The sequence below is a fragment of the Subdoligranulum sp. DSM 23681 genome, assembly GCF_057005535.1.
Window position 1 is genome coordinate 1,288,384 of the sequence record NZ_CM168050.1, and the last position, 25,522, is coordinate 1,313,905.

The 25,522-nt window shown below is 63.9% G+C and carries 23 protein-coding genes and 1 tRNA gene; 5 read left to right on the top strand and 19 right to left on the bottom strand.

From position 1 onward, the window contains the following. Nucleotides 1-397: 397 nt before the first annotated feature. Both AC127K_RS06105 and AC127K_RS06110 read left to right on the top strand, forming a co-directional pair. Nucleotides 398-2,092 carry a carbon starvation CstA family protein gene (locus AC127K_RS06105; protein ID WP_294541561.1) on the top strand — a complete coding sequence of 565 codons (1,695 nt, stop codon included), beginning with the start codon at nt 398-400 and terminating at the stop codon, nt 2,090-2,092. A gap of 129 nt (nt 2,093-2,221) precedes the next feature. Further along, complete coding sequence (locus AC127K_RS06110) at nt 2,222-2,767, top strand: YcxB family protein (protein WP_483721960.1); 546 nt, start codon at nt 2,222-2,224, stop codon at nt 2,765-2,767. Nucleotides 2,768-2,847: 80 nt separating this feature from the next. On the opposite strand, the gene argF is transcribed toward AC127K_RS06110, so the two are convergent. From argF to AC127K_RS06170, 12 genes are all read right to left on the bottom strand, one after another. After that, entirely contained in the window at nt 2,848-3,843 is a 996-nt protein-coding gene (argF, locus tag AC127K_RS06115) for an ornithine carbamoyltransferase (protein ID WP_483721961.1), read from the bottom strand. A 136-nt stretch (nt 3,844-3,979) separates the two neighbouring features. Continuing rightward, on the bottom strand, nt 3,980-4,270 hold the full coding sequence (locus AC127K_RS06120) for a hypothetical protein (RefSeq protein WP_294541584.1): 291 nt from the start codon (nt 4,268-4,270) through the stop codon (nt 3,980-3,982). Between the two features lie 101 nt (nt 4,271-4,371). After that, nucleotides 4,372-4,734, bottom strand: coding sequence for a DUF2304 domain-containing protein (locus AC127K_RS06125; RefSeq protein ID WP_294541586.1), 363 nt, complete (start codon nt 4,732-4,734; stop codon nt 4,372-4,374). A gap of 1 nt (nt 4,735) precedes the next feature. Next, the gene (locus AC127K_RS06130) at nt 4,736-5,455 is read right to left on the bottom strand and encodes a glycosyltransferase family 2 protein (protein WP_294541588.1); all 720 of its coding nucleotides are present in this window, start codon (nt 5,453-5,455) and stop codon (nt 4,736-4,738) included. A gap of 23 nt (nt 5,456-5,478) precedes the next feature. After that, complete coding sequence (locus tag AC127K_RS06135; protein WP_483721962.1) at nt 5,479-6,624, bottom strand: glycosyltransferase family 4 protein; 1,146 nt, start codon at nt 6,622-6,624, stop codon at nt 5,479-5,481. Nucleotides 6,625-6,640: 16 nt separating this feature from the next. Then, nucleotides 6,641-9,286 (bottom strand): DUF2142 domain-containing protein, encoded by a 2,646-nt coding sequence (locus tag AC127K_RS06140; RefSeq protein WP_483721964.1) that lies wholly within the window; start codon nt 9,284-9,286, stop codon nt 6,641-6,643. Next, complete coding sequence (locus AC127K_RS06145) at nt 9,283-9,807, bottom strand: KdsC family phosphatase (protein ID WP_294541596.1); 525 nt, start codon at nt 9,805-9,807, stop codon at nt 9,283-9,285. The genes AC127K_RS06140 and AC127K_RS06145 overlap by 4 nt, the downstream gene beginning before the upstream one ends. 14 nt (nt 9,808-9,821) lie before the next feature. Next, entirely contained in the window at nt 9,822-11,396 is a 1,575-nt protein-coding gene (locus AC127K_RS06150; RefSeq protein ID WP_483721965.1) for an aldolase catalytic domain-containing protein, read from the bottom strand. 22 nt (nt 11,397-11,418) lie between these two features. After that, nucleotides 11,419-12,147 carry a 3-deoxy-manno-octulosonate cytidylyltransferase gene (locus AC127K_RS06155; RefSeq protein WP_483721966.1) on the bottom strand — a complete coding sequence of 243 codons (729 nt, stop codon included), beginning with the start codon at nt 12,145-12,147 and terminating at the stop codon, nt 11,419-11,421. 20 nt (nt 12,148-12,167) lie between these two features. Beyond that, entirely contained in the window at nt 12,168-13,160 is a 993-nt protein-coding gene (locus tag AC127K_RS06160; RefSeq protein WP_483721967.1) for a glycosyltransferase family 52, read from the bottom strand. 2 nt (nt 13,161-13,162) lie between these two features. Further along, a complete protein-coding gene (locus AC127K_RS06165) occupies nt 13,163-14,455 on the bottom strand; it encodes an ABC transporter ATP-binding protein (RefSeq protein ID WP_483721968.1) in 1,293 nt (430 codons plus the stop codon). Between the two features lie 12 nt (nt 14,456-14,467). Then, the gene (locus tag AC127K_RS06170) at nt 14,468-15,349 is read right to left on the bottom strand and encodes an ABC transporter permease (RefSeq protein ID WP_483721969.1); all 882 of its coding nucleotides are present in this window, start codon (nt 15,347-15,349) and stop codon (nt 14,468-14,470) included. A 208-nt stretch (nt 15,350-15,557) separates the two neighbouring features. On the opposite strand from AC127K_RS06170, the gene AC127K_RS06175 reads away from it, so the two are divergent. Continuing rightward, the gene (locus tag AC127K_RS06175) at nt 15,558-16,028 is read left to right on the top strand and encodes a pyridoxamine 5'-phosphate oxidase family protein (protein WP_483721971.1); all 471 of its coding nucleotides are present in this window, start codon (nt 15,558-15,560) and stop codon (nt 16,026-16,028) included. A gap of 303 nt (nt 16,029-16,331) precedes the next feature. Here the strand turns inward: AC127K_RS06175 and AC127K_RS06180 are convergent, their stop codons facing one another. Beyond that, entirely contained in the window at nt 16,332-17,594 is a 1,263-nt protein-coding gene (locus AC127K_RS06180) for a glycoside hydrolase family 10-like protein (protein ID WP_483721972.1), read from the bottom strand. Nucleotides 17,595-17,712: 118 nt separating this feature from the next. Between AC127K_RS06180 and AC127K_RS06185 the strand changes: the two genes are divergently transcribed. After that, nucleotides 17,713-17,789, top strand: a tRNA-Ile gene (locus tag AC127K_RS06185). A 186-nt stretch (nt 17,790-17,975) separates the two neighbouring features. Here AC127K_RS06185 and AC127K_RS06190 read toward each other — a convergent pair. Further along, the gene (locus tag AC127K_RS06190) at nt 17,976-18,713 is read right to left on the bottom strand and encodes a sortase domain-containing protein (RefSeq protein WP_483721973.1); all 738 of its coding nucleotides are present in this window, start codon (nt 18,711-18,713) and stop codon (nt 17,976-17,978) included. A 243-nt stretch (nt 18,714-18,956) separates the two neighbouring features. Here AC127K_RS06190 and AC127K_RS06195 point away from each other — a divergent pair, with 243 nt between their 5' ends. Then, nucleotides 18,957-19,661, top strand: a complete 705-nt coding sequence (locus AC127K_RS06195; protein WP_483721974.1) for an NAD(P)H-hydrate epimerase — start codon at nt 18,957-18,959, stop codon at nt 19,659-19,661. 48 nt (nt 19,662-19,709) lie between these two features. Here the strand turns inward: AC127K_RS06195 and AC127K_RS06200 are convergent, their stop codons facing one another. The 5 genes from AC127K_RS06200 to ilvN form a co-directional block, all read right to left on the bottom strand. Beyond that, on the bottom strand, nt 19,710-20,246 hold the full coding sequence (locus tag AC127K_RS06200) for a histidine phosphatase family protein (protein WP_483721975.1): 537 nt from the start codon (nt 20,244-20,246) through the stop codon (nt 19,710-19,712). A 34-nt stretch (nt 20,247-20,280) separates the two neighbouring features. Beyond that, nucleotides 20,281-21,459, bottom strand: a complete 1,179-nt coding sequence (locus AC127K_RS06205; protein WP_483721976.1) for an MFS transporter — start codon at nt 21,457-21,459, stop codon at nt 20,281-20,283. Between the two features lie 665 nt (nt 21,460-22,124). After that, nucleotides 22,125-23,783 (bottom strand): dihydroxy-acid dehydratase, encoded by a 1,659-nt coding sequence (ilvD, locus tag AC127K_RS06210; protein WP_483721977.1) that lies wholly within the window; start codon nt 23,781-23,783, stop codon nt 22,125-22,127. A gap of 58 nt (nt 23,784-23,841) precedes the next feature. After that, nucleotides 23,842-24,861 carry a ketol-acid reductoisomerase gene (gene ilvC / locus AC127K_RS06215; RefSeq protein WP_294542960.1) on the bottom strand — a complete coding sequence of 340 codons (1,020 nt, stop codon included), beginning with the start codon at nt 24,859-24,861 and terminating at the stop codon, nt 23,842-23,844. Between the two features lie 64 nt (nt 24,862-24,925). Then, nucleotides 24,926-25,519 carry an acetolactate synthase small subunit gene (gene ilvN, locus AC127K_RS06220; protein ID WP_483721978.1) on the bottom strand — a complete coding sequence of 198 codons (594 nt, stop codon included), beginning with the start codon at nt 25,517-25,519 and terminating at the stop codon, nt 24,926-24,928. Nucleotides 25,520-25,522: the final 3 nt, after the last annotated feature.

A 25,522-nucleotide genomic window follows, 5' to 3' on the forward strand; every position in this document is an offset into this window, starting at 1 on the left:
TCAGAAAGCCGCCGGTTGTGCGAGGCGGCAGCAAGGCGCGAAGGGGTTCTCACCTGCAAGCAGCCTGCGTGAAGGCGTACCCCTGGCCGGAAGGGCCGGGATCGCTGCGTAATTCAGGCCGGAATCCCACCGTTACCAGGGAGCGCGGGGGCAATGCCGGGTGCACCGTATTCCCTGCGGCAGAGTGGCCGTTTTTGTGCGAAAGCGGCAAGCAAAGTGGTAACGCGGAAGCCTGCAGGGGGCCAGAATCCCCCGGAACAATCGGAATGCAAGCCTTCGTCTTTGCAACCTTCACAGGAAACTGTGGGGAAGCAGAGACGGGGGCTTTTTTCATATCCCGTCCGCCGCATTTGGCTGCTGAGACCTGCAAAACCAAAAAAGAGGAAGGAATTTTTTTATGAACACACTCGTGATCGTTCTCGTCGCTGCGGTGTGCCTGGTCGCGGCTTACACGCTCTACGGCCGCTGGATCGCCCGCACCTGGGGCATTGACGAAAACGCCAAGACCCCGGCCGTGGTCAAAAACGACGGCAAGGACTACGTCCCCACCGACGGCTGGACTGTTTTCAGCCACCAGTTCTCCTCCATCGCGGGCGCAGGCCCCGTCACCGGTGCCATTCAGGCGGCGGTGTTCGGCTGGGTGCCGGTGCTGCTGTGGATCCTCATCGGCGGCGTGTTCTTCGGCGCGGTCACCGACTTCGGTGCCCTGTACGCCAGCGTGAAGAACGAAGGCAAATCCATGGGCCTGCTGATCGAGAAGTACATCGGCAAGACCGGCCGCAAGCTGTTCCTGCTGTTCAGCTGGCTGTTCTGCGGTCTGGTCATTGCGGCCTTTGCCGACATGGTGGCCGGCACCTTCAACGCCTATGACACCGAAGGCGCCCTGGTGGCTGCCGCCCAGACCAACGGCGCTGCGGGCAGCATCTCCCTGTTCTTCATCGTCTTTGCCATCCTGTTCGGCCTGCTGCAGCGCCGCCTGCACCTGACCGGCTGGAAGGAAGGCGCCGTGGGCCTGGTCTTCACCATCGCTTCCCTGGCTCTGGGCATGGTCCTGCCCTTCATCGCCAACAAGGACACCTGGATCTACATCACCTTTGTGTACATCTTCTTTACCGCCGTGCTGCCCATGTGGCTGCTGAAGCAGCCCCGTGACGCCATGACCACCTTCATGTTCATCGGCATGATCGCCGGTGCGGTGGTCGGCCTGCTGGTGGCCCATCCGTCCATGAACCTGCCTGCCTACACCGGCTTCCACAATGACAGCCTGGGCGACCTGTTCCCCATCCTGTTCGTCACCGTGGCCTGCGGCGCCGTTTCCGGCTTCCACAGCCTGGTGTCCAGCGGCACCTCCTCCAAGACGGTGGAGAATGAAAAGGATATGCTGAAGGTCGGCTACGGCGCCATGGTGCTGGAAAGCCTGCTGGCCGTGCTGGCCCTGTGCGTGGCCGGCGCTGCCGCCGCCGCGGACGGTACCCCTGCCGCCGGCACCCCCTTCCAGATCTTCAGCTCCGGCGTGGCCGGTTTCTTTGAGATGTTCGGCGTGCCCGTGTATGTGGCCCAGTGCTTCATGACCATGTGCGTGTCCGCCCTGGCCCTGACCAGCCTGGACGCTGTCTCCCGTATCGGCCGTATGAGCCTGCAGGAACTGCTGTCCGTGGACGACATGAAGAACGCCGCCCCCTGGCGCAAGTTCTTCTGCAACACCTATGTGTCCACCATCATCACCCTGGTGTACGGCTTCATCCTGGCCAAGATCGGCTATGCCAACATCTGGCCCCTGTTCGGCGCCGCCAACCAGCTGCTGTCCGCCCTGGTGCTGGTCACCCTGTGCGTCTTCCTGAAGGTCACCGGCCGCAGCAACAAGATGCTGTTCCCGCCGCTGATCATCATGCTCTGCGTCACCTTCACCGCGCTGGTGCAGCGCCTGATCGCCATGATCCAGGCTTACCAGGCCGGCAGCGCCACCTTCCTGGTGGAAGGTCTGCAGCTGATCCTGGCCGTGCTGCTCATCGCCCTGGGCCTGACCATCGTCATCAACTCTCTGCGCGCCTACTTTGCGGCCCGCAAGAACAGCGAAACCACCGCTGCCTGATCCATACGGCACAAACGCGCCGGGACCTTCCCTTTCCGGGGAGCGCCCCGGCGCTTTTTTGTCCGGCTTGCGCCGGATGCGGGGCCGTGCTACAATGGAATGCAGAACACGACCAAGGAGGAATCCCCCATGCCCCGCACCATCACCGTGCCCGTTGAGATGACCGCCGACCGGTTCCGGGCGTTCGCCCGCTTTGACGCTTTCCGCCACCAGAAACGCTGGCGGCGGCCGCTGGTCTTTGCGGTGGTCATGGTCGTCCTGGCCTGCCTGTGCTTTTTCCGGGCCGGACAGCAGCACGGGGCGGTGATCCTGGGCGTATTGCTGGCGGTGGTGGGCCTGGGCCTGCCGGCCGCCTATGTGGGCGGGTTTCTCCATTCGGTGAACCAGCAGGTGAAGCAGATGGGCCTGACCCGTCCCCGCACCGCGTACCGGGTGGAACTGGGGCCGGACGGCATCACGGTGCATGTTCCCGGCCGCCAGCAGAAAGCCGCCGACACCACCGCCGCCTGGGCCAATGTGTGGGGCGTATACCGCACGGCAGGGGCCTTTTACCTGTATGTGCGGGCCGATCTGGCCTACATCCTGCCGGAGGACCAGGTCCGGGGCGGCGCCGACGCCCTGTGGGCGCTGTGCACCCGGATGCTGCCCCCCGCCAAATGCCACGACTGCCGCTGAGTTCCCTGTATTATAATAAGGAAGGCCCGTTCCCTGCCGCAGAGGGAACGGGCCTTTTTTATATGCTGCTGCGGGCGGATTCAGGCGCCCAGGGTGGCGGCCATAACAGCCTTGATGGTGTGCATCCGGTTCTCCGCTTCCTGGAACACCACCGACTGGGGCCCTTCAAAGACCTCATCGGTGACTTCCATCTCGGCGCGGCCGAATTTTTCGCCCATCTCCTTGCCGATGGCCGTCTTGTGGTCATGGTAGGCGGGCAGGCAATGCATGAACACCGCCTGGGGACCGGCCTTGGCCATGAGTTCGCCGTTGACCTGGTAGGGGGCCAGGGCCTCGATGCGCTCGGCCCACACTTCCACCGGCTCGCCCATGCTCACCCACACATCGGTGTACACCGCATCGGCGCCTTTGACGCCGTCGGTGTCCTCGGTGAGGGTGATGGTGGCGCCGGTCTCGGCGGCAATGGTCCGGCACTTGTCCACCAGTTCGGGGGCCGGCCAGTAGGCCTTGGGAGCGCAGGCCACAAAATGCAGCCCCATCTTGGCGCAGCCGATCATGAGGGAATTGCCCATGTTGTACCGGGCATCCCCCATGTACGCCAGGGTCAGCCCTTTCAGATGGCCGAAATGCTCCTGCAGGGTCAGGAAATCCGCCAGGATCTGGGTGGGATGGAATTCATTGGTCAGGCCGTTCCACACCGGCACGCCGGCGTATCTGGCCAGTTCCTCCACGATGGACTGGCCGTAGCCCCGGTACTCGATGCCCTCAAACATGGAGCCCAGCACCCGGGCGGTGTCGGCGATGGATTCCTTTTTGCCGATTTGGCTGCCGGTGGGGTCCAGGTAGGTGGTGCCCATGCCCAAATCGTGGGCCGCCACCTCAAAGCTGCAGCGGGTGCGGGTGGAGGTCTTTTCAAAGATCAGGGCCACGTTCTTGCCCCGCAGGGTGTCGTGGGGGATGCCCGCCTTCTTTTTGGCTTTCAGCTCTGCCGCCAGGGAAAGCAGGCTGCCGATCTCTTCGGGGGTGAAATCCAGCAGGGTCAGAAAGTTCCGGCCCTTGAGTTCGCAATGCGCCATCGTGGAACGCTCCTTTGTATATACTGCATAAATTTACAAGATTCGTGTATTATTATACGCCCATATCCGAAGAAATGCAAGTCCCGGGGCATAAAAAAGCCGCCGGGAAAGATCCCGGCGGAGCGCTTTTCTGGGTTTATTTGTTTTCCTTGAGCTGGCCGCGCAGCATGATGTCGCCGAAGGACAGGGCGTTGAACAGGCCCACCTTGTTGGCCTGCCGGACGATCCGTTCGGGCAGGGGCTTGGAGTCATCGGTGGAGAGCAGGATGATGTGGACCTTGTCGGCCACATCGATGCCATTTTCCTTCTTGGTGGTCAGGATCTGCAGGTAGACGATATACGCATCGGTCATGTTGCCGTAGTAGATATCGTTGCCGCAGCGCACCAGCGGGCGGCCTTTATAGGTCAGCTGAGGGGTAAAAGCCATCGGAATACCTTCTTTCACTGGGGATATGGGATACAAAACGCCATTTTGTATTTTTTGATGATACTAAGTCAGTATACCATAAATACCGGGCGGTGACAAGGTCACAAGTCCAATTTCTCCCGCTCCACCTTTTCCCGGTCCAGGGCCACCTGTTCGGTGAGGATGCGCAGGCGGGAGTCCATCTGGCTGATGCGGATGGACAAAAAGAACTGTTTGGCCAGCAGCAGGAAGATGATGACGATATACACAAAGTTGATGGGGCTCTGGAAGCCCAGCAACCGGGACGCCCAGTAGGCGATGCCGGGGAAGATGGCCAGCACCAGCAGCACCACGCTGAACAGCAGCCAGAAGATGGTGTCCTCGATCTGGACCTTGGCGCGGCGCACCCGCATGAGCACATACAAAGCGGTGACCAGGCTGCCCACGATCAGGCAGACCCGGATGATCATTTGGTCGAACAGCATCTCACAGGCTCCTTTCCGGATAGGGGGTTTCGGTGTCGCGTTTGCGGAACCACTGGATCAGCAGGATGGAAATGGCCATCTTGACCATATACTGCACGCTCTTGTAGAAGGTGAGGTAACTCTGGCCGGCGGTGCGCTCCCCCATCTCCACCTGGACTTCCCTGACCACCGCGCCGTTCTTGATGAGGTAGCTGATGGTGTCGGGTTCGGGGCCGTAGTTCAGGTTCTGGGCGAATTCCTCCACCATGGCCCGGTTGAACAGCCGCATGCCGGAGGTGGGGTCGCAGATGGCCCGACCGGTGGTCAGCCGGATGGCCCAGCTGATGATATAGCTGCCCAGCATGCGCAGGGTCTTGGGCTTTTTCACCGTGAGGAACCGGCTGCCGATGACGATGTCCGCCCCGTCTTCCAGGGCTTCCAGCATGGGGGCGATATATTCCGGCTTGTGCTGGCCGTCGGCGTCCAGCTGGATGGCGCAGTCGTAGCCGTTTTCGGCGGCGTAGCGCAGCCCGGTCTGGAAGGCGCCGGCCAGTCCCAGGTTCACCGGCAGGTCAATGAGCCGGAAGCCGCGGGCCCTGCAGATGGCCGCCGTGTGGTCCCGGCTGCCGTCATTGACCACCACATAATCATATTGGGGATAGTTTTTCGCCAGGTTTCCCACGACTTTTTCAATGTTGGCTTCCTCGTTGTAAGCGGGGATGACAATGAGCAATCTTGCCATATCTGCTCCTTTTCGGGCGGGGTTCAGTCCCCGGCCCGTTCCTTGGTTTTTTCCTGTGCGATCGCCATTATTCTAGCAAAGACCGCATCCCATGTAAAGTGGGCGCACAGGTTGCTGCGGGCGGCCCGGGCCTTTTCGCGGGCGGTGTCCGGGTCGTCCAGCAGGGTCTTCAGCGCGGCGCGGATGGTCTGCGGGCTCGTATCTTCCAGCAGGGTGCCGTATGCCGGCCCGGGCAGCAGTTCCTCGGTGCCGGCGGTGGGGGTGCACAGGATGGGGCATCCGCAGGCCGCCGCTTCCAGCAGGGTGGTGGGGAAGCCTTCGGCGTACCGGGTGGGCAGGCAGTAGACGTCCGCCTGGTTCAGCAGCTGCACCACCATCCGGTGGGGCACCGCCCCGGCGGCCACCGCCCCCAGTTCCTGCAGCCGGCTGCGGTCGGGGCCGTCCCCCGCCGCCACCAGCACGGTGCCGGGAAGTCCCTGCACCGCCTCGGCCAGGGCCGCCGCCCCTTTTTCGGGGATGAGGCGTCCCACGAACAGCACCAGCCGGGTATCTGCAGAGAGCCCCAGCCTGGTCCGCCAGTCCATGGGCCGCTGGGCAGCTTCCCGCTGCAGGGCCTCCGGGTCCACGGCGTTGGGCAGGCAGCCCTTGGCCGTGATGCCGAAGGTCTTCAGCCACCGGCACACCGCCGCAGACACCCCGTAGAAGTCCGGTCCGGTGCGGCGGATCAGCCCGCAGGCCAGCTGTTCATACAGCCGCCCCGCCAGCCCCACCGCGCCGCCGCCCACCGGCATGTAGCCGGTGGAATGGTCGATGACGATGGCCGGCACCCCATGGCGGCGGGCCGCCCGGGCTGCCAGGATGCTCTGGGTATACATGCGGGTCTGGATCACGCAGAAATCCGGTTTCCGCTCTTCCATGGCCCGTTCCAGGGCAGTCGCCCCCGCGGGGCGCACCACCGGGAACCGGCCTTTCATCACCGGCCACACCGGCAGGCGGATGATCTCGATGCCGTCGGGGTCGGTCTCCCGGTCCGGCAGACCGGGCAGGGCGCTGGTCACCACCACCGCCCGGTGTCCGGCGCGCACGGTGCGCAGGGCCAGATTCCAGGTATACCGCTCCACCCCGCCCACCGTGGGCAGGTACTGGGCGGAAAAGAACAGGATGGTCACAGCAGCCTCCTCCGGGTCATCGGGCAAGGATGACCAGCATAATGTTCAAAATCACGCCGAAATTCACCGCGCACAGACCGCAGACCAGCTGGGAGGCGGCGGTGTCGGCGTCGGCGGCCAGGATGCGCCGGGGGGCGCAGACCAGCAGCGCCAGGGGCAGCACCGGCAGCAGATACCGCCCCTGCAGCCCGTAGACGGTCTGGTAATAGGTGGGGGTCCAGACGATGCACCCGGCCAGGGCCAGGGCGCAGCAGACCAGCACCGCCCCCACGCACCAGGCCCGGTAATGGCCGGCGGGCAGGCGGTCGTATTCGGTGTCCCGGCGGGCGGGCAGCGCCGCAAACAGCAGCAGGCCGTACAGTGCCAGCACCCAGCCCCAGGCCAGTTCCACCGAATTATAACTCAGCAGGCCGCCCACCAGTCCCCGCAGATAGTCGTCAGTGTTGTTCACGGCGGTGCGTACCACCAGCAGCAGGGTGTCGGGCAGGTGGGTCAGCACATAGCCCGGGGTGTAGGTGATCTGGTCCTCGGGGGCGGCCACGCTCTGGGTGGACCGCACCGCCCGGGCTTCCTCCACCCGCTGCACCAGGAGCCGCCGGTCCAGGGGGTAGTGTTCCGCATCTTCCATGCCGATGGTCACCCCGCAGGCGGTGAGCTCGTTGACGCCCTGGTCCTCGGTGTAGCAGGCCTTGAACAGGTTCACCCGGCTCTGGTCCCTGAGCACACCCCAGGTCCAGTCGTTGACCGCCTGTTTGCCGAAATAGGTCAGGGTCACGGCCCGGATAAAGTCTTCATCGGTGTAGGTGTTCTGCTCCATGGCGTCGGGGCCGAAGAAGAAGCTCTGGCCCAGTTCGGCGGCGCTCACGTCCCCGTCCACCAGGGCCTGGGCCCAGAATTCCACCTCGCTGTCCGCCACATCCGGACACAGGCCGCAGTAGAACACCCGGCGCACAAAGGCTTCGGGGCTGTGTTCCAGGTACTGGGCGGGGATGGCATCCAGATAGGACCGCAGCGGGCTGGCCGGGTCGTCGGCCTGCGCCGTTTCGGCGGTGGCATCGCCGGCCTGGGGGGCGCCGTGGGCTTCCGGGGTCAGCGCCGCAGCGGCGTCCGCCTGGGCGGCGTCTGCGGTTTCCGCGGCGGCGGAGACCGTCTCGGTGCTGTCGCTGTGCAGCAGGCCGGTGAGCATGGCGCCGTTCAGGGCCAGGGCCAGGGCGCAGCAGGCGGCCAGGTACACCGCCTTTTTCACCCGGGCCCGGGCTCCCAGGCGGGCATTGGGGATGAGCAGGAACAGCGCCGCCAGGGGCAGGTACACCAGCTTGGCGGGGGCCAGCAGCACCCCGGCCGCCCCCAGCCCCACCAGATGGGGCAGGGTGACAGGATGGCCCTCATCCGCAAAGACCGCCTGCATGCACAGGGAGGTAAAGACGAAGGCCAGCCCCAGCAGCAGGGCGTCCCGGCTGAAGGAGGCGGCCAGGTGCAGGGTCATGGGCAGCAGGGCCGCCGCCGCAAACACCCGCCGCCCGAAGGGGGCGAACCGCACGGCCAGGGAGGCCAGCACCGCAAAGGCCAGCAGATTGGCCAGCCGCCCCAGCATGAGCACCGGCACAAAGCCCAGGTGCAGCACAAAGCCCAGGAATACCGCCGCCGCGCTGACCACATACAGGGTGGGGTTGCGGTCGGTCTGGTATTCTTCCAGCTGGGTGTGGCTGTCAAAGCTGTCGGGAGAGAGGGTCAGAAGATTTTCGGACAGTTCCTGCCAGGTGAAAACGGTGGTGTTTTCGTCCTGGAGCAGGGCGTTCACATCGTGTTCCCGGCGGTAGCTCATATCAATGGGCACGTTGCCCATCCGCCAGTCCTCGTCGCTGAAGAAGTTGGCCCAGCGGCAGGCCAGGGTGAAGGACTGGTTGATGTGGTATTTTTCATCGGGGGCGGAATAGGGCGGCAGCACCACGCTGTACAACAGGCCGAAGGCCACCGTCAGCACCAGCACCAGCCGGTGCAGGGGCATGCGGCGGCGCAGGGCCGTGCGCACCCCGAAAAAGACCAGCAGGGCGGCCAGCACCGCCACCCCCAGGAAGAACCGGTCCAGGAATCCGCCGATGGTGCGGTAGGTGACAATGAGGGACAGGGTGGCATCCTGTTCCTGTCCGGCGAAGGTGTAGCTTTCCTCCCACAGGGCGGTGCCGTCGGAGGTGCCCACGCACAGCCGCCCGGTGCCGGTGTATTCAGGGGTCAGGGTCAGGCAGTAATGCCCGCCCAGCTTGCCCGCCACCGCGTGGTCCAGGCCCAGGCCGGTGTACTGCCCGGGCACGATCAGGCTCATGTCCCCCCAGGAGGTGGCCAGCACCTCGCCGGTGTCGGCGTCGGTGAGGGTCACGTTCAGGGTGCCGGCGGGCTGTTCCCCGCTGGTGCCGAAGACCACCGCCACCGCCAGCAGGTCCTCCTCATAGGAGAAGGTCTGGCTGACGCTCTGGCCCTCCTCAAGGGGAGCGCTCATGAGGGTGTAGTCGTCGCTGATCTTCTGGGACAGGCTCTTCTGGGTGTTGCCCCGGACCACAGCCAACCACAGTCCGGCGGCCACCGCCAGACAGAGGAGCAGCGCTCCCAGGGCCAGCACCGTGGGGCGGTGGGCCTGCATCAGTTTGCGCAGTTTGCCAGTCATACAGGGTTCTCCCTTTTCGTTTCAATGCCGAAAGCCCGGTGCAGGGCCTGGTCCAGACGGCCTTCCCGGCCCAGGAATGCCTCAATGGCTTCCCGCACGGCCCCTTCGCCGCCTTTTCTTTTGCCCACAAAGTCCGCCCGGGCGGCCACGGCGGCCGCCGCGTCGGCGGGGCAGGCCACAAAGCCGCACAGGGCCATGGCGGGCAGGTCGTTCCAGTCGTCCCCGCAGTAGGCCACTTCCTCCCGGGAAAGGCCGTGCTCCGCCATGAAATCCCGCAGGAAGGCGGCCTTGTCCTTCACATTCTGGAACACATAGTCGATGTGCAGGTCGGCGGCACGGCGGCGCACCGCCTCGCACTCCCGCCCGGTGCAGATCATCACCTGCACCCCGGCGGCCCGGGCGGCCACGATGCCCGCCCCGTCCTTGATGGCAAATTTTTTCAGTTCGTTTCCGGTGGCGTCGTAGTAGACGCCGCCGTCGGTCATGGTCCCGTCCACGTCCAGCACCAGCAGTTTGATCATGGCAAGTCTCCGGTTCAGGCGTTCATCAGTTTGGCGTACTCGCTGGGGGTGACAAAGCCGATGGGCAGCCCCCCGGCCTGGATGGCCCGCAGCGCCGCCGCCACCTGGGCGTTGTAGGCGGCGCCCCGGTCGGTGTGGGTGTGCAGCCGGCCCTCGGCGTAGGCGTTCTCCCCTTCCCGGTAGCCGTCGGCCCCGGCCAGCAAAGCCTGGGAGGCCCCGCACAGCCGCAGCAGCCGCAGCAGCATGAGCACGCTGTTGCCCGCCGGGGCATCGGCGGCGCACAGCCGGTCATAGTTGACGGTGAGGGGGTTGTCGGTGCGCAGGTTGCTGGTGAGCACCGCAGGGCAGGGCAGGCTGGCGGCGTCGATCTTGTCGTACCGCTTGCTGGAGGAGAAGAAGGCATAGTCCGGGGTGCAGAACTCCGGGCAGAAGTTGGCGGAGATCACCACGTCCGCCCCGGCCTTGCCCGCGGCCACCTGGCCTTCGGGGGTGCCCAGGGTGGCGCCGGGGGCCAGCACCAGCACCTTCTTGCCCGCCAGGGCGGCGCGCAGGGTGTCCAGGGCGGCGGTATCGTCGATACGGCGGCTCTGGTAGTCCCGGTACAGCCCGTCGGCGTAGGCGGCGTCAAAGACAGTGGCCTTGGACCGGTCCAGCCCTGCCAGGATGTGGTTGATGTCCCGGTTGGTCAGATCCCCTTTTCCCAGGAAATGCTCGGCGTAGTTGCGGTGCAGGTTGTACCGGGCGGAGAGGAAGTAGGCCGGGGTGTAGCCCCACCGGGTCTCCCCTTTCAGGGGGGCGATGTGGTCCTGGATGGCGTCCATGAGCTCGTCGATGTCGTAGCCCATGCCCAGGGTGTCGTTCATATAGTCGGCCACCAGCTCGATGGGCAGGTTGCCGGGGATGCGGCCCATGCCCAGCAGGCTGGCGTCCACGGTGGTGTCCCGCAGCAGGTGCTTGTCCAGGAATTCCTGGGCCAGACAGAAGCTCAGGGCCATGTTCTCGTGCAGATGCAGCCCCACCCGGATATCCGGGTCCAGGTTGTGGTCCACCAGGCTGACGATCCGTTCCAGGTCCCGGCGGCGCATACTGCCGAAGGTGTCCACGATGGAGAACTGGTAGGGATGGATGGCATTCACCTGGTCCAGGATCCACAGGATGTCCTTGTCCGCATAGCCCATGATGTTGATGGGGTTGATGGACAGCTTGTATCCCCGGGCCTTGACCTCCCGGGCGAAGTCCATGCCTTCCCGGATGTCGTAGTCGTGGGCGGTGATGCGGATGAGCTCGATGCCGTGGCCCTCGTAGGGGGAGAGCTGGGCAATATCGTAGTTGGAGCGCATGGCCATGCCGGTATACATGGTGTGGCCGGTGTGCTCCGGCAGCAGACGGTTCAGCTCCTCGATGGTGCGGCAGACGGTCACATCGGGGTCATACTTGTCCACATTGCGCAGGAAGCCCACTTCCACCATGTCCACCCCGGCGCGGGTCAGGGTGGCGATGATGTCACGGGCGGCGGAGAATCCCCAGCGCCAGTTGTTCACATACCCGCCGTCGCGCAGGGTGCAGTCCAGCAGTTTGGTGTTTGCCATAACAAAGTACCTCGTTGTTGTTTCAGTTGGTTTCGGAAAGGGTGCGGCGGACCAGGTCCAGGTCCTTGGGGGTGTCCACGCTCACCGTCTTGTACGGGCTCTTGATGGCATGCACCTTGTGCCCGTGCTCGATGAAGCGCATCATATCGTTTTCTTCCGCCAGTTCCAGGGCGGATTTGGGGGTGTCGTGGTAGAACTGCAGGGCCTTGCGGCTGTACAGCTGGATGCCGGTGACCTTCTCGTACTCAAAGTCCAGGGTCCCTTTGGGGTACGGGATGGGGCTGCGGGAGATCATGAGGATCTCCCGGTCGGCGTTGGTGACCACCTTCTGGTTGGAGAAATCCACCACGTCCGCCGGGTGGGTCATCACGTTGGTGAGCACCGCCACATAGTAGGGGTCTTCCGGCAGGCTTTCGGGCAGGATCAGGTCGAAGGCCTTCACGTTGATGAGGGGTTCGTCCCCCATGACCTGCAGGTAGAGGTCGGCTTCCAGTCTGGTGGAGACCTCCCAGATGCGCCCGGTGGGGGTGTCGTGGTCGGGGCTGGTCATCAGGCAGTTCATGCCGTAGGTCCTGCAGGCAGCTTCGATGCGCTCGTCGTCGGTGGCAATGACCACATCGGACAGGGCGGCGCACTTCTTGGCTTCGTTGTACACCCACCAGATCATGGGTTTGCCCAGAATATCGGCCAGAGGCTTTCCCGGCATGCGGGAGCTCTGGTAGCGGGCGGGAATGACGGCAACAGTTTTCATGATAAAACGCGACCTTTCGTTTATTCAGGTTGGCCAGTCTGGGACACAAGGGCCCTGGCGTCGTCCAGGGAGACGAAGATGTTTTCCTGAGCGGCGGTAAAGCCCCGCAGCACCCAGCTCTGCACCGTGACCGCCCGACGGAATTTACCGGGCAGGCAGAAGTTCAGCACCTCGCTGGGCATGGTGCGTTCCAGCACGGTGGCACCGGGGAAGAGCGCCGCATAGTCGGTGTCGTCCCGGGGATGGGTCTTGATGAAAAGCGGTCCGGTGGTATATTTTTGGGCCACCGCTTTGAAGATGGCATCCTGTTGGGCCTGGTCCATGAGCCCGTCCTGCACAAAGCTGCGGGGCAAAAGCAGGGTGGCTCCGGCGTAGGTGGCCGGGTCTTCGGGCAAAGGCCGGGAGACAAACACCCGGCGCACGGCGGCCTTTTCTTCCGCTGTCAGGTCAGCCAGCATCTCCCGGGCGCTGAACTTGCGCAGCTTTTCCCGGGGAAAGAGGGTGCACCGGTCCGGGTCCTCGCTCTCCACCGCGGCACAGGCGGGGCTGTCCCCCCAGTACAGGTAGGGACGGCGGGCAAAGTCCGCCGCGGCCCGCTGTTCGGTGAGCAGGTGCTGGTCGGTGTCCAGGGTGCCGCCCACCGTGTCCTCACACAGGGTATAGGGCGCGCCGCAGTCCTGGAGATACCGTCCGGCCACGCTCCAGTCGTTGCTGATGCGGATGGTGCCGTAGGCGTTCTTGTCCAGTTCCGGGCCCACCCCGGCCTTTTCATAGGCGCGGCGGTTGCGGAAATGTCCCAACGGTCCGGTGACGATGCCCTGCCACCGGGATTCGTGGAGCACGGCCGCCTCGCCAAAGGCGGCGTCCAGCTTGCCGGAAGCGGCCAGGGCGTCGGCGCCGGGGATCTGCTCACTGAGCCAGACGGCCTGACCGCCCCCCGCCCGCAGGGCCCGCACCAGGGCAATCAGCAGGTGGTAGGCGGTGTGGCAGATGTACAAATCGGGTTTTGCCATCTTCAAGCCTCCGCGGTGGTTCCCGTCACCTGGACCGGCGGGAAGTGGATGCGGCCCCAGCCGGCGGCCCATTCGGGCATGGACAGGTCGGCGCTGGTCACCTCAAAGGCGAACTCGGTCACCGGCTTGTCCAGGCAGACCGCCTGGGCCAGGGACCCGTCGAACACGTCCACATAGAAGAAATACTGACCCTCGCCCAGCAGGGACGGATCAAAGGTGAAATCGGTGGTGTAGAGCTTGCCCGGTTCGGCGGGGCCCAGGTCCACCGGATGGGTGATGCCCACCGGGGTGGAATCCCGGAAATGCAGGTTCAGCTTCATGTTCACCCCGGAGAAGGGCTCCGCCACCCGCCAGGTGATGCGCACCCGCACCTTCTCGTTGTCCGCAAAGACGCTGGATTCCTTGTCCACAAAGTCCAGGGTCTCCAGCCGCAGCCGCTTGCCGGCGCTGCCGGTCATGCGGGACACATGGGTCAGGTCGTAGTGGACCACGTTCACGTCGGTGGTCTCCATATACACGGCGATGGCCTGTTCCACGTCCCCGTCAAAGATGACCTTGCCCTTGTCCAGCACGATGCACCGGGTACACAGCTGCCGGATGGTGGACATGTTGTGGCTGACGTACAGCACCGTGCGGCCCTCCTGGCCGGCCACGTCGCTCATCTTGCCCAGGCATTTCTGCTGGAATTTCATGTCGCCCACAGCCAGGACCTCGTCCATGACCATGATCTCGCTGTCCAGGTGGGCGGCCACCGCAAAGGCCAGCTTGACGAACATGCCGCTGGAATACCGCTTCACCGGGGTGTCGATGAACTCCCCGCACTCGGAAAATTCGATGATCTGGTCCAGCTTGGCGTCCACCTCGGCCTTGGTCATGCCCAGGATGGCGCCGTTCATATAGATGTTTTCCCGGCCGGTCATCTCATTGTTGAAGCCGGTGCCCACTTCCAGCATGCTGGCCACCCGGCCGCGCAGCCGGATCTCCCCTTCGGTGGGGGCGGTGATGCGGGACAGAATCTTGAGCAGGGTGCTCTTGCCGGCGCCGTTGCGGCCGATGATGCCCAGGGCTTCCCCCTGGTAGACGGTCAGGTCCACCCCGTTCAGCGCCATGAAGGTCTGGCCGAAGAGGCGGCTGTCGGTGCCGATGACGGTGTTGGGGTCCTCCTTGCCGCGGACCCGGGCCCACCAGCTCTGCAGGTCGTGGGTGAGGGTGCCGCCGCCGATCTGGCCCAGCTTGTACTGTTTTTTCAGGCCCGATACCTGAATGACCGGGCGTTTTTCACTTGCCTGTGCCATTGGGTATCCTCCTTACACGGTATCCATAAAGGTCTTTTCGATCCGGCTGAACAGGATGATGCCCAGGGCCAGCGCCGCCAGGGTGAACACCACGCTGTACACCAGCCCGCCCGCACTCACAGTGCCGGTGCCCAGGGTAGCCATGCGGAAGACCTCAATGGGCGCGGTCATGGGATTGAGCATCATCAGCGCCCGCAGGCGGGGGCTCTCGCTCAGGCTGGACAGGGGGTAGACCACCGGGGACACATACATCCACAGCTGCACCCCGAAGCCCACGGCGATGGCCAGGTCCCGGTATTTGGTGGTCAGGCTGGACACGATGATGCCCACGCCCAGTCCCAGCAGCATGACTTCCAGGATGACCAGGGGCAGGGCGAGGAGCCAGAGGGTCAGATGCATCTCGGCCCCGGTGAGGGCAAAGCCCACCCAGAACAACGCATACATGATGAACTGGATGAAGAAGTTGATCAGGCTGGTCAGCGCCTGACTGATGGGGGTGGTCAGCCGCGGGAAGTACACCTTGCCGAACACCTGGCTGTTGGCCACAAAGGTATTGGCGGTGTTGTTGATGCAGCTGGAGAAGAAGGTCCACACCGTGTTGCCCGCCATGTAGAAGAGGAAGGAGGGCGAGCCGTCGGTGGACAGCCCTGCCAGCCCGCCGAAGACCACGTTGAAGAGGACGGTGGTGATGAGGGGGTTGAGGATGATCCAGGCGGGGCCCAGCACGGTCTGTTTGTACAGCACGGTGAAGTTGCGCTTGACGAACATGAGGGTCAGGTCGCGGTAGCGCCAGAGTTCGGCCAGGTCGATGTCGAACCAGCCGGTGCGGGGGCGTATGATGGTGGTCCAGCCTTCCTCCGGCGCGGCCGGGGACTGGGGATGATATTCAGCCATAGAAATCTGTTTCCTTCCTGTTGGAGGCGGCATTGATTGATAAAAGAGTACAGTCCGCCAATCATAGTGTTTATTCTACCATGTTTGGCCGTAAAATACAATCGCCGCCCCGGCGGGCAGGCCGGAGCGGCGCGGTTGTCAGGTGGGGCAAAAACCGGTATACTGGGATACGGAACCGGGGCCCGCCCCGGGGAGAGGAGTTTTCAAGATGCGCAGAAAAGACCGTGAAGTGACGGATTTTTCCCGGATGCTTTCCATCCTGCAGGACTGCGACTGCTGCCGCCTGGGGTTGGTGGAGGACGGCGAAGCCTACATCGTGCCGCTGAACTTCGGCTATGACGCCGAGGGAGACAGTCTGACCCTGTATTTTCACAGTGCCGCCCAGGGCCGCAAGATCGACCTGGTGCCCAGCCAGAAGCTTGTGGCCTTTGAGGCGGACACCAGCCACCAGCTGGTGGCCGGCCCGGAGGCCTGCGATTACACCTGCCGGTACAGTAGTGTGATGGGCAAGGGAGAGCTGACCCTGCTCACCGACGACAACGACCGCCGCCACGCCCTGGAACGGGTCATGGCCCACTACACCGGCCGGGAAGGCTGGACCTACATGCCCCAGTATTTCGGCCACATGGCCATGCTGCGCCTGACGGTGCAGGCGTGGAGCTGCAAGGTACACGACTGAAGTTTTTTGGCAAGGTTGTCGCTGACCAGACCGCGCTCCACCGTTTTATAACCGCCTTACCGGATACGCCATTTCAAATCTATTCCTTGCTCACCGGCCCCAGCCGGTGAGTAGGCCGTCGTCAGGTGGCCGCATCTCGGGGTCCGGGGCCGCAGCCCCGGCCGGCGGCCGCCGCATCGGAACGGCGGGCCCTTTTCGCTTCCTTTTCGGGCACGAAAAGGAAGGCTACTCCGGCAGGCAGCCGTCACCCTGGCAGCAACGTGTTCAAGCGGCGCCAGCTCCCCTTGCAGAGGGGAGCCCTTTTTATCGTTCCCGCAATGCTTCCGCCTCCTGGGCGGCCAGGGTGGGCCAGAGGGTGTTCTTGAACAGGGAATCGTACCGGTACAGCCCGATGCCCTGCCCGCCCCGTCGGGCCAGCTCGTCGGCCTGGGCGGCCAGCGCCCCGCCGGACTGCCACTCGGTGCCGGGACCGGAGCGGTCGCCCCCGTCCCCTTCCCCGATGCGGTAGGCCCCCAGCCCGAAATACAGGGCCACATCTTCCCGCCGTTCCAGGGCCAGCCATTGGGAAGCCAGGGCGGTCAGACTGTGGGAAGCATCCCCGTCCTTCTTATAGTCCAGCCCCCAGTACAGCTGGGGCATGAGGTAATCCACAAATCCGGCCTCCCGCAGCCAGCGGGCAGTGTCGCTGTACTGGCTGTTGTAGTTGCTGTTCGGGTCCCCCTGGGGGGCAATGCCGAACCGCCCCCCATATTTGTGGGCCGCCTGACAGCAAAGAGACACCAGGGCATCCACATTTTCCCGCCGCCAGTCCTCCAGGGCCAGCGATCCCCCGCCCTCACAGTAGGCGGCATAGTCGTCGGCGTCAAACGCCGCTGCGGTGGTGGGGTAGAAATAATCGTCAAAGTGCACACCGTCGATGGCATAATTCTGGCAAAGTTCCTCAATGCCCGCCGCAATGTATGCCTGCACCTCCGGGTTGGCCGGGTCCAGATACAGCCCGCCCTCCACCGTCTTGACCCAGTCCGGGTGGGTGTTGGCGGGGCTGGTGTCGGCCAGGGCAGAGGGCGTACCGCCGCTCTGCAGGCGGTAGGGGTTGATCCAGGCTTCCAGTTCCAGGCCCCGGTCATGGGCGGCCTGCACCAGCACCGCCAGCGGGTCAAAGCCCGGGTCCTGCCCCTGGGTGCCGGTACATAAATGGCTGAAGGGATACAAAGTGCTGGGGTACAGCGCATCCCCGAAGGGCCGCACATGGGCCAGCACCACATTGGCTCCCAGGCCGGCAATGTTGTCCAGCATCTCCCCCACGTCGGCGGCGAAAGCGTCCCGAGAGGAAAAGTCCACCCCCTGCCATTCCAGATACGAAACCCACACCGCCCGGTATTCCTTTGCATCCGCCGGTGTCGGAGCGGGGCTGGCTGTGGGGGCGGGCGTTGCGGCCGGAGCGGCGGTCTCGGGGGTGGCGGCGGGCCCGGACGGCCCGCCCAACGGCAGAGCCGGCAGCACCAGCATCAGGCAGAATAAGACCGCCGCCCCCAACACAGCCCCGCCTCTGCGCATCCGGCTCATGCATACCCCTCCCCGTTTCTGACCTGGTACAAGGTATGCACGTCCCACAAAAACTTTTCCGCCCGCCTTGGCAAACGGCAAAAAATCTGCTATACTAAATCAGTTATCCCGTTTTTGCGGGCCATTAGCTCAGTTGGTCAGAGCTGGCGGCTCATAACCGCTTGGTCCCGGGTTCAAGTCCTGGATGGCCCACCAATAAAAGAACGTCCCCGAACAGGGGACGTTTTTTTAATTAAAAAGGCCATCCAGGACTTGAAAGCCCGACGGCAAAGCCGGAAAAAACAGTCCTGTGGACTGTTTTTTAGGGCGTGGGTGGCTCGGTCCCTGGATGGCCCTTCAAAAACGTCAATCTTTCTGTGTGGTTCACCATCAGCCGTCCTGTCACTGGATCTGTCTGCCCACCACCACAAACCGCTCATCCTGAGAGCGGTTCGTGCAGGTGGACAGGGTGATCAGCTGGTCACCGTATTGGGCCTGCACCCCTGTATCGTATAAAGCAGCCCCGGAAACCTGTGCCAGATACGCCTCAAAATCGGCCTGCCGGCTTATATCCGTGTACGCATAGTACGCAAAGCCGCTTTCTCCCTCTGTATACACCCGGGCGTAGAAGGCCGCAACCACTTCATAGGTGCCTTCTTCTTCCAGGGTATCAAACCGAATCAGGGGATGGGCCTGCCAGAAATCTTCCCTGGCGTAGTTGAGCAGATCCGCAAACATAGAGCCGTTCTTCATGTTGTGACCGTAGATGAGCCAGTTGCCGCCCCCTGCAAAACAATCGGCAGAGAGAAAGGGCACACCGCTTTGGGAGCTGCTGCCGTCGAAGGCACGGCGCAGATACTGTTCCGGGTCATCGGGCGTAAACATGACCGGGTAGTCGATGTGGGTCCCCTCTATGGAGATCCACCCGAAAAAGTCCGGGTTTTGCGCTTTCAGGTCCGCATAAGGAGATTTCTCAGGCTCCTGGCCGTCGGCGCTCTCCGGCTGCTCCAGGGAGGCGGACAGCCGATCAAAGGCAGCCTGTTCCTGCCCGCCCTGCACCAGAATGCGGGCCACCATAAACAGACTGACCGTAAAGACAACGCCAAAGAAAAGGAAGGCTATGCGCCGCAGCCTACTCACAGAGCCACCTCCTTGTTCTGATAAGTGAAAATAAGAATAGAAACAAGGAACCGTCACCACACGGCAGGTGTGGTGGCGGTTTCCTGTTTTACTGTATTTTACTGCTGATTTTTACGCTTGGCAATAGCCAGACCGCCGCCCGGGAGCAGTACCGCCGGTTCCGCCCCGCCTCTGCCTTTGCCGCTGGACTTCCCCACCCGCTTCTGCTACACTGGAATCAATCAAAAACGGGAGGGTTTGCCTATGCTGCCAGTGGTGAGCGTACAGACCATGCGGGAATGCGACGCATGGACCATTGAACATGAAACACCCGGCCCCGAGTTAATGCTCCGGGCCGCCCGGGGCATCCGGGACGCGGTGGACTGGGACCGGGGCAGTCCGGCGGGCATCGTGATCGGGTCGGGCAACAATGGCGGGGACGGCGCCGCCCTGGCCATGCTGCTGGCCCAGGCGGGGCGGCCCTGCGTTGTCTACCGTGTCTCGGAGAAAGCCAGCCCGGACAACGCCTTCTATCTGGAGAAGGCGAAAGCCCTGGGGGTGCCGGTACGCCCCTTTGCGGGGCATGAGGCGGAAATCGCCGCCTGTCCGGTGCTGGTGGACTGCCTGCTGGGCACCGGGTTTGCGGGCACGGTGCGCGGGGCGGTGCGGGATGCCATCCTCTGCCTGAACCGTGCCCGGGAGGCGGGGGCCTACGTGGTCAGCGCCGACATCAACAGCGGGCTCAACGGGGATACCGGCGAGGCCGAACTGGCCGTACACGCCGACCTGACCGTGTCCATCGGATTTTTCAAAACCGGGATGTTCCGGGGGGATGCCCCCCATTATATCCGCCGCCTGGTCAATGCGGACATCGGCATCCGGCTGCTGCGGCAGGAGTTTTCCCTGGTGGAACCGGGAACCCCCGCCGGAGAACGGGACATTGTCTGCCCGGGGTATTGCGAAATGTAGAAAATGACCCCCATCGCCCTTGTCGGGACGGTGGGGGTCTTGCTTTTATCAGAAGGTATAGTGCCGGATCTCACAGTTGCGGATGCCGAAGGCCGCGTACTCCCCGTTGGTCATGTCGAAAAAGTAGGAGTTGACCACCCGGGCAATACCGTTGTGGGCCACCAGCAGGCAGGTCTCCTCCCGGCCGCGCAGCTCGTCCAGCAGGTTGTAAATGCGGGCGGCCACCCGGAGCATGCTCTCACCGCCGTCAAAGCTTTCCACAAAATTGGCCTTTGCGGTGGAAAACTCCGCGCCGTCCCGGGGTGTTCCCTCAAACCGGCCGAAGTTCTGCTCGGTCAGGCGGGGTTCCACCGTCAGGGGCAGGCCGGTCACCTGGGCGATGCACCGGGCGGTGTCGGCGGCCCGGGACAAGGGGGAACACAGAATGCGGTCGATGGGCAGTTTTTCGGTCAGGATCTTCTGGCCCAGCTCGGTGGCCTGCTGTCGGCCCAGCTGGGTGAGCGGGCTGTCGGTGGCGCCGCAGATCTTGTTCTCCACGTTCCAGACGGTCTGGCCGTGGCGGGTGAAATACAGTTGGGTTGCCATAGAAATTCCTTTCGGTTTACACGGAGCCGAGTGTTTACAGAATCAGATCCCGGCGGCGGGCGGCGGTCTTGCGGTGCAGGCTTTCGGCCATGACAAACATGAGCACCAGCAGCACCGCCATGTACCAGGGGTACAGGGCCATGGAGATATGCTGGCCCAGCAGCCCGAACAGGGGCGGCATGAGGCAGCTGCCCACATAGGCGCAGGCCATCTGCAGGCCGGTCATGGACATGCTCAGTTCCCGGCCGAAGTTGGCAGGGGTCTCGTGGATGATGCAGGGGTAGACGGGGGCGCAGCCCAGGCCCACGGTGATGAGTCCGGCGAACAGGACGTTGTTGCCGGCGGGCAGCAGGATGAGCACCAGGCCCAGGGCGATGAGGGCCTGACCCAGGCGGATCATGTTCTGGTCGTTGATCTTCATGGTCAGGAACCCGCAGACCCCGCGGCCCACCGTGATGCCCAGATAGAACAGGCTGGCCCAGGAGGCGGCGGTCTCGGCGTCGATGCCCCGCACCACGGTGCAGTAGCTGGCGGCCCACATGCCGGCGGTGGCTTCCAGGGCGCAGTAGCAGAAGAAGCAGGTCACCACCTGGCGCACACCGGGCAGGCGGAGAAGTTCGGGGATGGACCGCTGCTGGGGGGTGAAGTCCGCCCCGTCCAGGGTCTGCTCGGGGCGTTTCCACATGCGCAGGCTGAGGAACAGCACCAGGGTAAGCGCGAACTGCAGCACCGCGATGGTGCGGTAGCCGCCCTGCCATGCGCCCCCGGCCAGGGCCCGCCCCATGATGATGGGGCCGATGCTGGCCCCCACGCCCCACATGCAGTGCAGCCAGCTCATGTGGCGGCTTTCATAATGGAGGGATACATAGTTGTTGAGGGCGGCGTCCACGCTGCCGGCTCCCAGGCCGTAGGGGATGGCCCACAGGCAGAGCTGCCAGAACCGGCCGCTGAAGGAAAAGCCCAGCAGAGCCACGGCGGTGAGCAGCACGCTGTAGGCGGTGACCTTGCCGGTACCCAGGGCGGTGTTGAGTCGGGCACTGGCCAGACTGGACACAATGGTGCAGGCGGAAATGATCATGGAGACGATGCCCGCCCAGGACAGGTCCGCCCCCATCTGGGTGTACATGCTGGGCCACGCAGCGCCCAGCAGGGCATCAGGCAGGCCCAGGCTGATGAAGGCCAGATAGATGATCGGCAATAACAGGGATGCCATACAAATACTCTCCCACCAAAAGATTTCGGTCCTCAAAAACGGACCCACGTGGGAAATTATACCACGAAACGGAGCGGATGCAAGACGGGGCGGACTGCCGAGTTCTGGCAAGCAGGAGCTTGCGGGAGTGTTGTTGTTTTATGGCAGACGGCTGCCTGCGGGAGTGTCCTTCCTTTTGTGACCAAAAGGAAGCGAAAAGTCCCGCCGTTCCGATGCGGCGGCCGCCGGCTGGGGCTGCGGCCCCAGACCCCAAGATGCGGCCACCTGACGACGGCCTATTCACCGGCCTGGGGGCCGGTGAACAAGGAATGGATTTAAAACCATTTCCCGCAAGCTGCTGCTATTGGCAGGCTATGGGTTGGCCGCGGCTTTCCCGTACGGATTTTAAAAAAATTTCCTTGCTCAGGCCCCCCAGGGCCTGAGTAGGCCGTCGTTAGGTGGCCGCACTCCCCGGGTCCAGGGCCGCAGCCCTGGTCGGCGTCCACCGCCTCGAAACGGTGGCGGTTTTTCGGTTCCTTTTTGACGCCAAAAAGGAACAAGTATCCGGCCGGATACCGTTACACCCGGTAGCTGCGAACCTCACCACAAAAAAGGGCCGCGCCTTGCGGCGCGGCCCAAACAGGCAGGATATTTTCCTTTTTTGGCTGTGAAAAGGACTGTTATTGTCAGCGCAGCACCGCGCCCAGATTGGCGGAGGTGACCATGCGGGCATACCGGGCCAGCCAGCCGCTCTTGACGTTGGGTTCGGGGGCCTGGTAGGCCGCTTTGCGGGCGGCCAGTTCCTCGTCGCTGACATGCAGGGTGATGGAGGCATTGGGGATGTCGATCTCGATGGTATCCCCCTCCTTCACCAGACCGATGGGCCCGCCGGACGCCGCTTCCGGGCTGACGTGGCCGATGGCCGCGCCCCGGGACGCGCCGGAGAACCGGCCGTCGGTGATGAGGGCCACGGTGGTGTCCAGCTTCATGCCCGCCAGGGCGCTGGTGGGGTTGAGCATCTCCCGCATGCCGGGACCGCCCTTGGGGCCTTCGTACCGGATGACCACCACGTCCCCGGGGTGGATCTCCCCGTTGTAGATGGCGGTGATGGCGGTCTCCTCGCTGTCAAAGACACGGGCCGGACCGGTGTGGTGCTGCATTTCGGGGGCCACGGCGCTGCGCTTGACCACGCAGCCGTCCGGGGCAATGTTGCCCCACAGAATCTGCAGCCCGCCGTTGACCGAGTAGGGGTTGTCGATGGGCCGGATGGCCTTCTCGTCCAGGATCTTCGCCCCGGCGATGTTCTCGCCCAGGGTCTTGCCGGTGACGGTGGGCACATCCAGGTCCAGCAGCCCCTCCTTGGCCAGCTCGGCCTGCACGGCGGGAATGCCCCCCGCCTCGTACAGATCGGGCATGTGGGTGGGGCCCGCCGGGGCCAGATGGCAGAGGTTGGGAGTCTTGGCGCTGATCTCGTTGAAGAGTTTCAGGTCGATGGGCACCCCCGCCTCATAGGCGATGGCCAGCAGGTGCAGCACCGTGTTGGTGGAACAGCCCAGGGCCATATCGCAGGTCAGGGCGTTGCGGATGGACCGCTCGTTGACGATCTGACGGGCGGTGATGCCCCGGTTGACCAGGTCCATGACGGCCATGCCAGCCCGCTTGGCCAGCTGCAGCCGCTTGGCGTAGACCGCCGGGATGGTGCCGTTTCCGGGCAGGGCGATGCCGATGGCCTCGCACAGGCAGTTCATGCTGTTGGCGGTGTACATGCCGGAGCAGGAGCCGCAGCCGGGGCAGCAGTTGCAGGTGCAGTCCTCCAGCTGTTCGTCATTGATGAGCCCCGCCTTGTAGGCGCCCACCGCCTCGAACATCTTGGAAAGGCTGACCTCCTCCCCGCCGTAGCGGCCGGCCAGCATGGGACCGCCGGAGCAGACCACCGCGGGCACATCCATGCGCACGGCTGCCATGAGCATACCGGGCACGATCTTGTCGCAGTTGGGCACCAGGACCAGACCGTCCAGCTGGTGGGCCATGTACATGGTCTCCACGCTGTCGCAGATCAGTTCCCGGCTGGCCAGGGAATACTTCATGCCGATGTGGCCCATGGCGATGCCGTCGCACACGCCGATGGCGGGCATGAGCACCGGGGTGCCCCCGGCCATACGGATACCGGCCTTGACGGCGTCCGCGATCTTGTCCAGGTTCATGTGACCGGGCACGATCTCACTGTAGGCGGACACCACGCCGATGAGCGGGCGGTCCAGTTCTTCCGGGGTATAGCCCAGGGCGTAGAACAGGCTGCGGTTGGGGGCGCGCTCGGGGCCCTTCTTGACGTTATCGCTGTGCATGGGGCACATCCTCCTCTGCCGCCCGGGGCGGCCGTGCTGTTGTGTTTGGGGTTGGAGCTTACTTCTTCAGCCAGCTCATCATCTGGCGCAGTTCCTTGCCCACCTTCTCGATGAGGTGCTCGGACTGCATCCGGCGCTCGGCCAGGAAGTGGACCTTGCGGCCGCCCTTGGGGCTCATCTCGGTGAGGAACTCGCTGGCGAAGGTGCCGTCCTGGATCTCCTGCAGGACCTTCTTCATCTCCTTGCGGGTCTCGGCGGTGATCAGGCGCTTGCCGGTGCGGTAGTCGCCGTATTCGGCGGTGTTGGAGATGGAGTAGCGCATCTTGTCGAAGCCGCCCTCGTTGATCAGGTCAACGATGAGCTTCATCTCGTGGCAGGTCTCGAAGTAGGCCATCTCGGGGGCGTAGCCGGCTTCCACCAGGGTATCGAAGCCCGCATGGATCAGCTCGCAGACGCCGCCGCACAGGACTGCCTGCTCACCGAACAGGTCGGTCTCAGTCTCTTCCTTGAAGGTGGTCTCCAGGATGCCCGCACGGCCGGCGCCGATGCCGGAAGCGTAGGCCAGAGCGATCTCCTTGGCCTTGCCGGTGTAGTCCTGCTCCACGCAGATCAGGGAGGGGCAGCCCTCGCCTTCGGTGTACAGGCGACGGACGATGTGGCCGGGGCCCTTGGGCGCGATCATGATGACGTCCACGTTTTTGGGCGGGGTGATGGTCTTGAAGTGGATGTTGAAGCCGTGGGCAAAGGCCAGAGCCTTGCCTTCGGTCATGTAGGGAGCGACCTGGCTGTAGTAGATGTCGGCGCAGAGTTCATCCGGCACCAGCATCATGACCACGTCACCGGCCTTGGCGGCTTCCTCCACTTCCATGACCTTGAAGTTGGGATGGGTGGCGGCAAACTCCTCCGCCTTGGCCCAGTGGCCGGAGCCCTTGCGCAGGCCGACGACCACGTTGACGCCGCTTTCGGCCAGGTTTTCGGAGTGGGCGTGGCCCTGGCTGCCGAAGCCGATGACGGCGACGGTCTTGCCGTCCAGCACGCCGAGGTTGCAGTCGGAATCGTAGTACTTGTTGATAGCCATGGGTTCATTTCTCCTTTGCTGATCACATTTTTATAATAAAGGTTTTACCGGGAAACAAATGGGGTCAGGGTGTGGGGCAGTGGGTACCGGGCAGGGGCAGCTGGGCGGCCCGCACTTCCTGGGGCGGTTTCTGCATGTGCTGGTGTTTGCCGCCCCGTTCCAGGGCGGTGACGCCGGTACGGCAGAGCTCCAGGATCTCGTATCCGTCGAACATCTTCAGGAAGGCGTCGATCTTTTCCGGCTTGCCGGTGAGTTCAAAGACCATGCTGTCGGGGGAAAGGTCGATGATCTTGGATTTGTACACCGCCGCGATCTCCCGCAGTTCGGCCCGGTTGGCGGTGGAGCAGGCCACCTTCAGCAGCAGCAGTTCCCGCTGCAGGCTGTTGTCGGCATTGAGTTCAAAGACCTGGCGGGCCACTTCCAGCCGTTCGGTCTGCAGAATCAGCTGTTCGATCTCCTGGTCCTTGCCGTGGGTGGCCACGGTGATACGGCTGACGGCGGGGTCGTTGGTGGCCGACACGGTCAGGCTGTCGATGTTGAAGCCCCGGCGGCAGAACAGGCTGGACACCCGGGCCAGAACACCGTTCTGGTTGTCCACCAGCAGGCTGATGACCCGGCGGCGATCGGCGGGCGGGCCGCTGTGCGTTTCCTTTTTCATGCT

Coding starts and splice junctions, on each gene's coding strand:
- AC127K_RS06105 (WP_294541561.1), top strand. CDS start 398: ATGAACACACTCGTGATCGTTCTCGTCGCTGCGGTGTGCCTGGTCGCG.
- AC127K_RS06110 (WP_483721960.1), top strand. CDS start 2,222: ATGCCCCGCACCATCACCGTGCCCGTTGAGATGACCGCCGACCGGTTC.
- argF (WP_483721961.1), bottom strand. CDS start 3,843: ATGGCGCATTGCGAACTCAAGGGCCGGAACTTTCTGACCCTGCTGGAT.
- AC127K_RS06120 (WP_294541584.1), bottom strand. CDS start 4,270: ATGGCTTTTACCCCTCAGCTGACCTATAAAGGCCGCCCGCTGGTGCGC.
- AC127K_RS06125 (WP_294541586.1), bottom strand. CDS start 4,734: ATGCTGTTCGACCAAATGATCATCCGGGTCTGCCTGATCGTGGGCAGC.
- AC127K_RS06130 (WP_294541588.1), bottom strand. CDS start 5,455: ATGGCAAGATTGCTCATTGTCATCCCCGCTTACAACGAGGAAGCCAAC.
- AC127K_RS06140 (WP_483721964.1), bottom strand. CDS start 9,286: ATGACTGGCAAACTGCGCAAACTGATGCAGGCCCACCGCCCCACGGTG.
- AC127K_RS06145 (WP_294541596.1), bottom strand. CDS start 9,807: ATGATCAAACTGCTGGTGCTGGACGTGGACGGGACCATGACCGACGGC.
- AC127K_RS06150 (WP_483721965.1), bottom strand. CDS start 11,396: ATGGCAAACACCAAACTGCTGGACTGCACCCTGCGCGACGGCGGGTAT.
- AC127K_RS06155 (WP_483721966.1), bottom strand. CDS start 12,147: ATGAAAACTGTTGCCGTCATTCCCGCCCGCTACCAGAGCTCCCGCATG.
- AC127K_RS06160 (WP_483721967.1), bottom strand. CDS start 13,160: ATGGCAAAACCCGATTTGTACATCTGCCACACCGCCTACCACCTGCTG.
- AC127K_RS06165 (WP_483721968.1), bottom strand. CDS start 14,455: ATGGCACAGGCAAGTGAAAAACGCCCGGTCATTCAGGTATCGGGCCTG.
- AC127K_RS06170 (WP_483721969.1), bottom strand. CDS start 15,349: ATGGCTGAATATCATCCCCAGTCCCCGGCCGCGCCGGAGGAAGGCTGG.
- AC127K_RS06175 (WP_483721971.1), top strand. CDS start 15,558: ATGCGCAGAAAAGACCGTGAAGTGACGGATTTTTCCCGGATGCTTTCC.
- AC127K_RS06180 (WP_483721972.1), bottom strand. CDS start 17,594: ATGAGCCGGATGCGCAGAGGCGGGGCTGTGTTGGGGGCGGCGGTCTTA.
- AC127K_RS06195 (WP_483721974.1), top strand. CDS start 18,957: ATGCTGCCAGTGGTGAGCGTACAGACCATGCGGGAATGCGACGCATGG.
- AC127K_RS06200 (WP_483721975.1), bottom strand. CDS start 20,246: ATGGCAACCCAACTGTATTTCACCCGCCACGGCCAGACCGTCTGGAAC.
- AC127K_RS06205 (WP_483721976.1), bottom strand. CDS start 21,459: ATGGCATCCCTGTTATTGCCGATCATCTATCTGGCCTTCATCAGCCTG.
- ilvD (WP_483721977.1), bottom strand. CDS start 23,783: ATGCACAGCGATAACGTCAAGAAGGGCCCCGAGCGCGCCCCCAACCGC.
- ilvC (WP_294542960.1), bottom strand. CDS start 24,861: ATGGCTATCAACAAGTACTACGATTCCGACTGCAACCTCGGCGTGCTG.
- ilvN (WP_483721978.1), bottom strand. CDS start 25,519: ATGAAAAAGGAAACGCACAGCGGCCCGCCCGCCGATCGCCGCCGGGTC.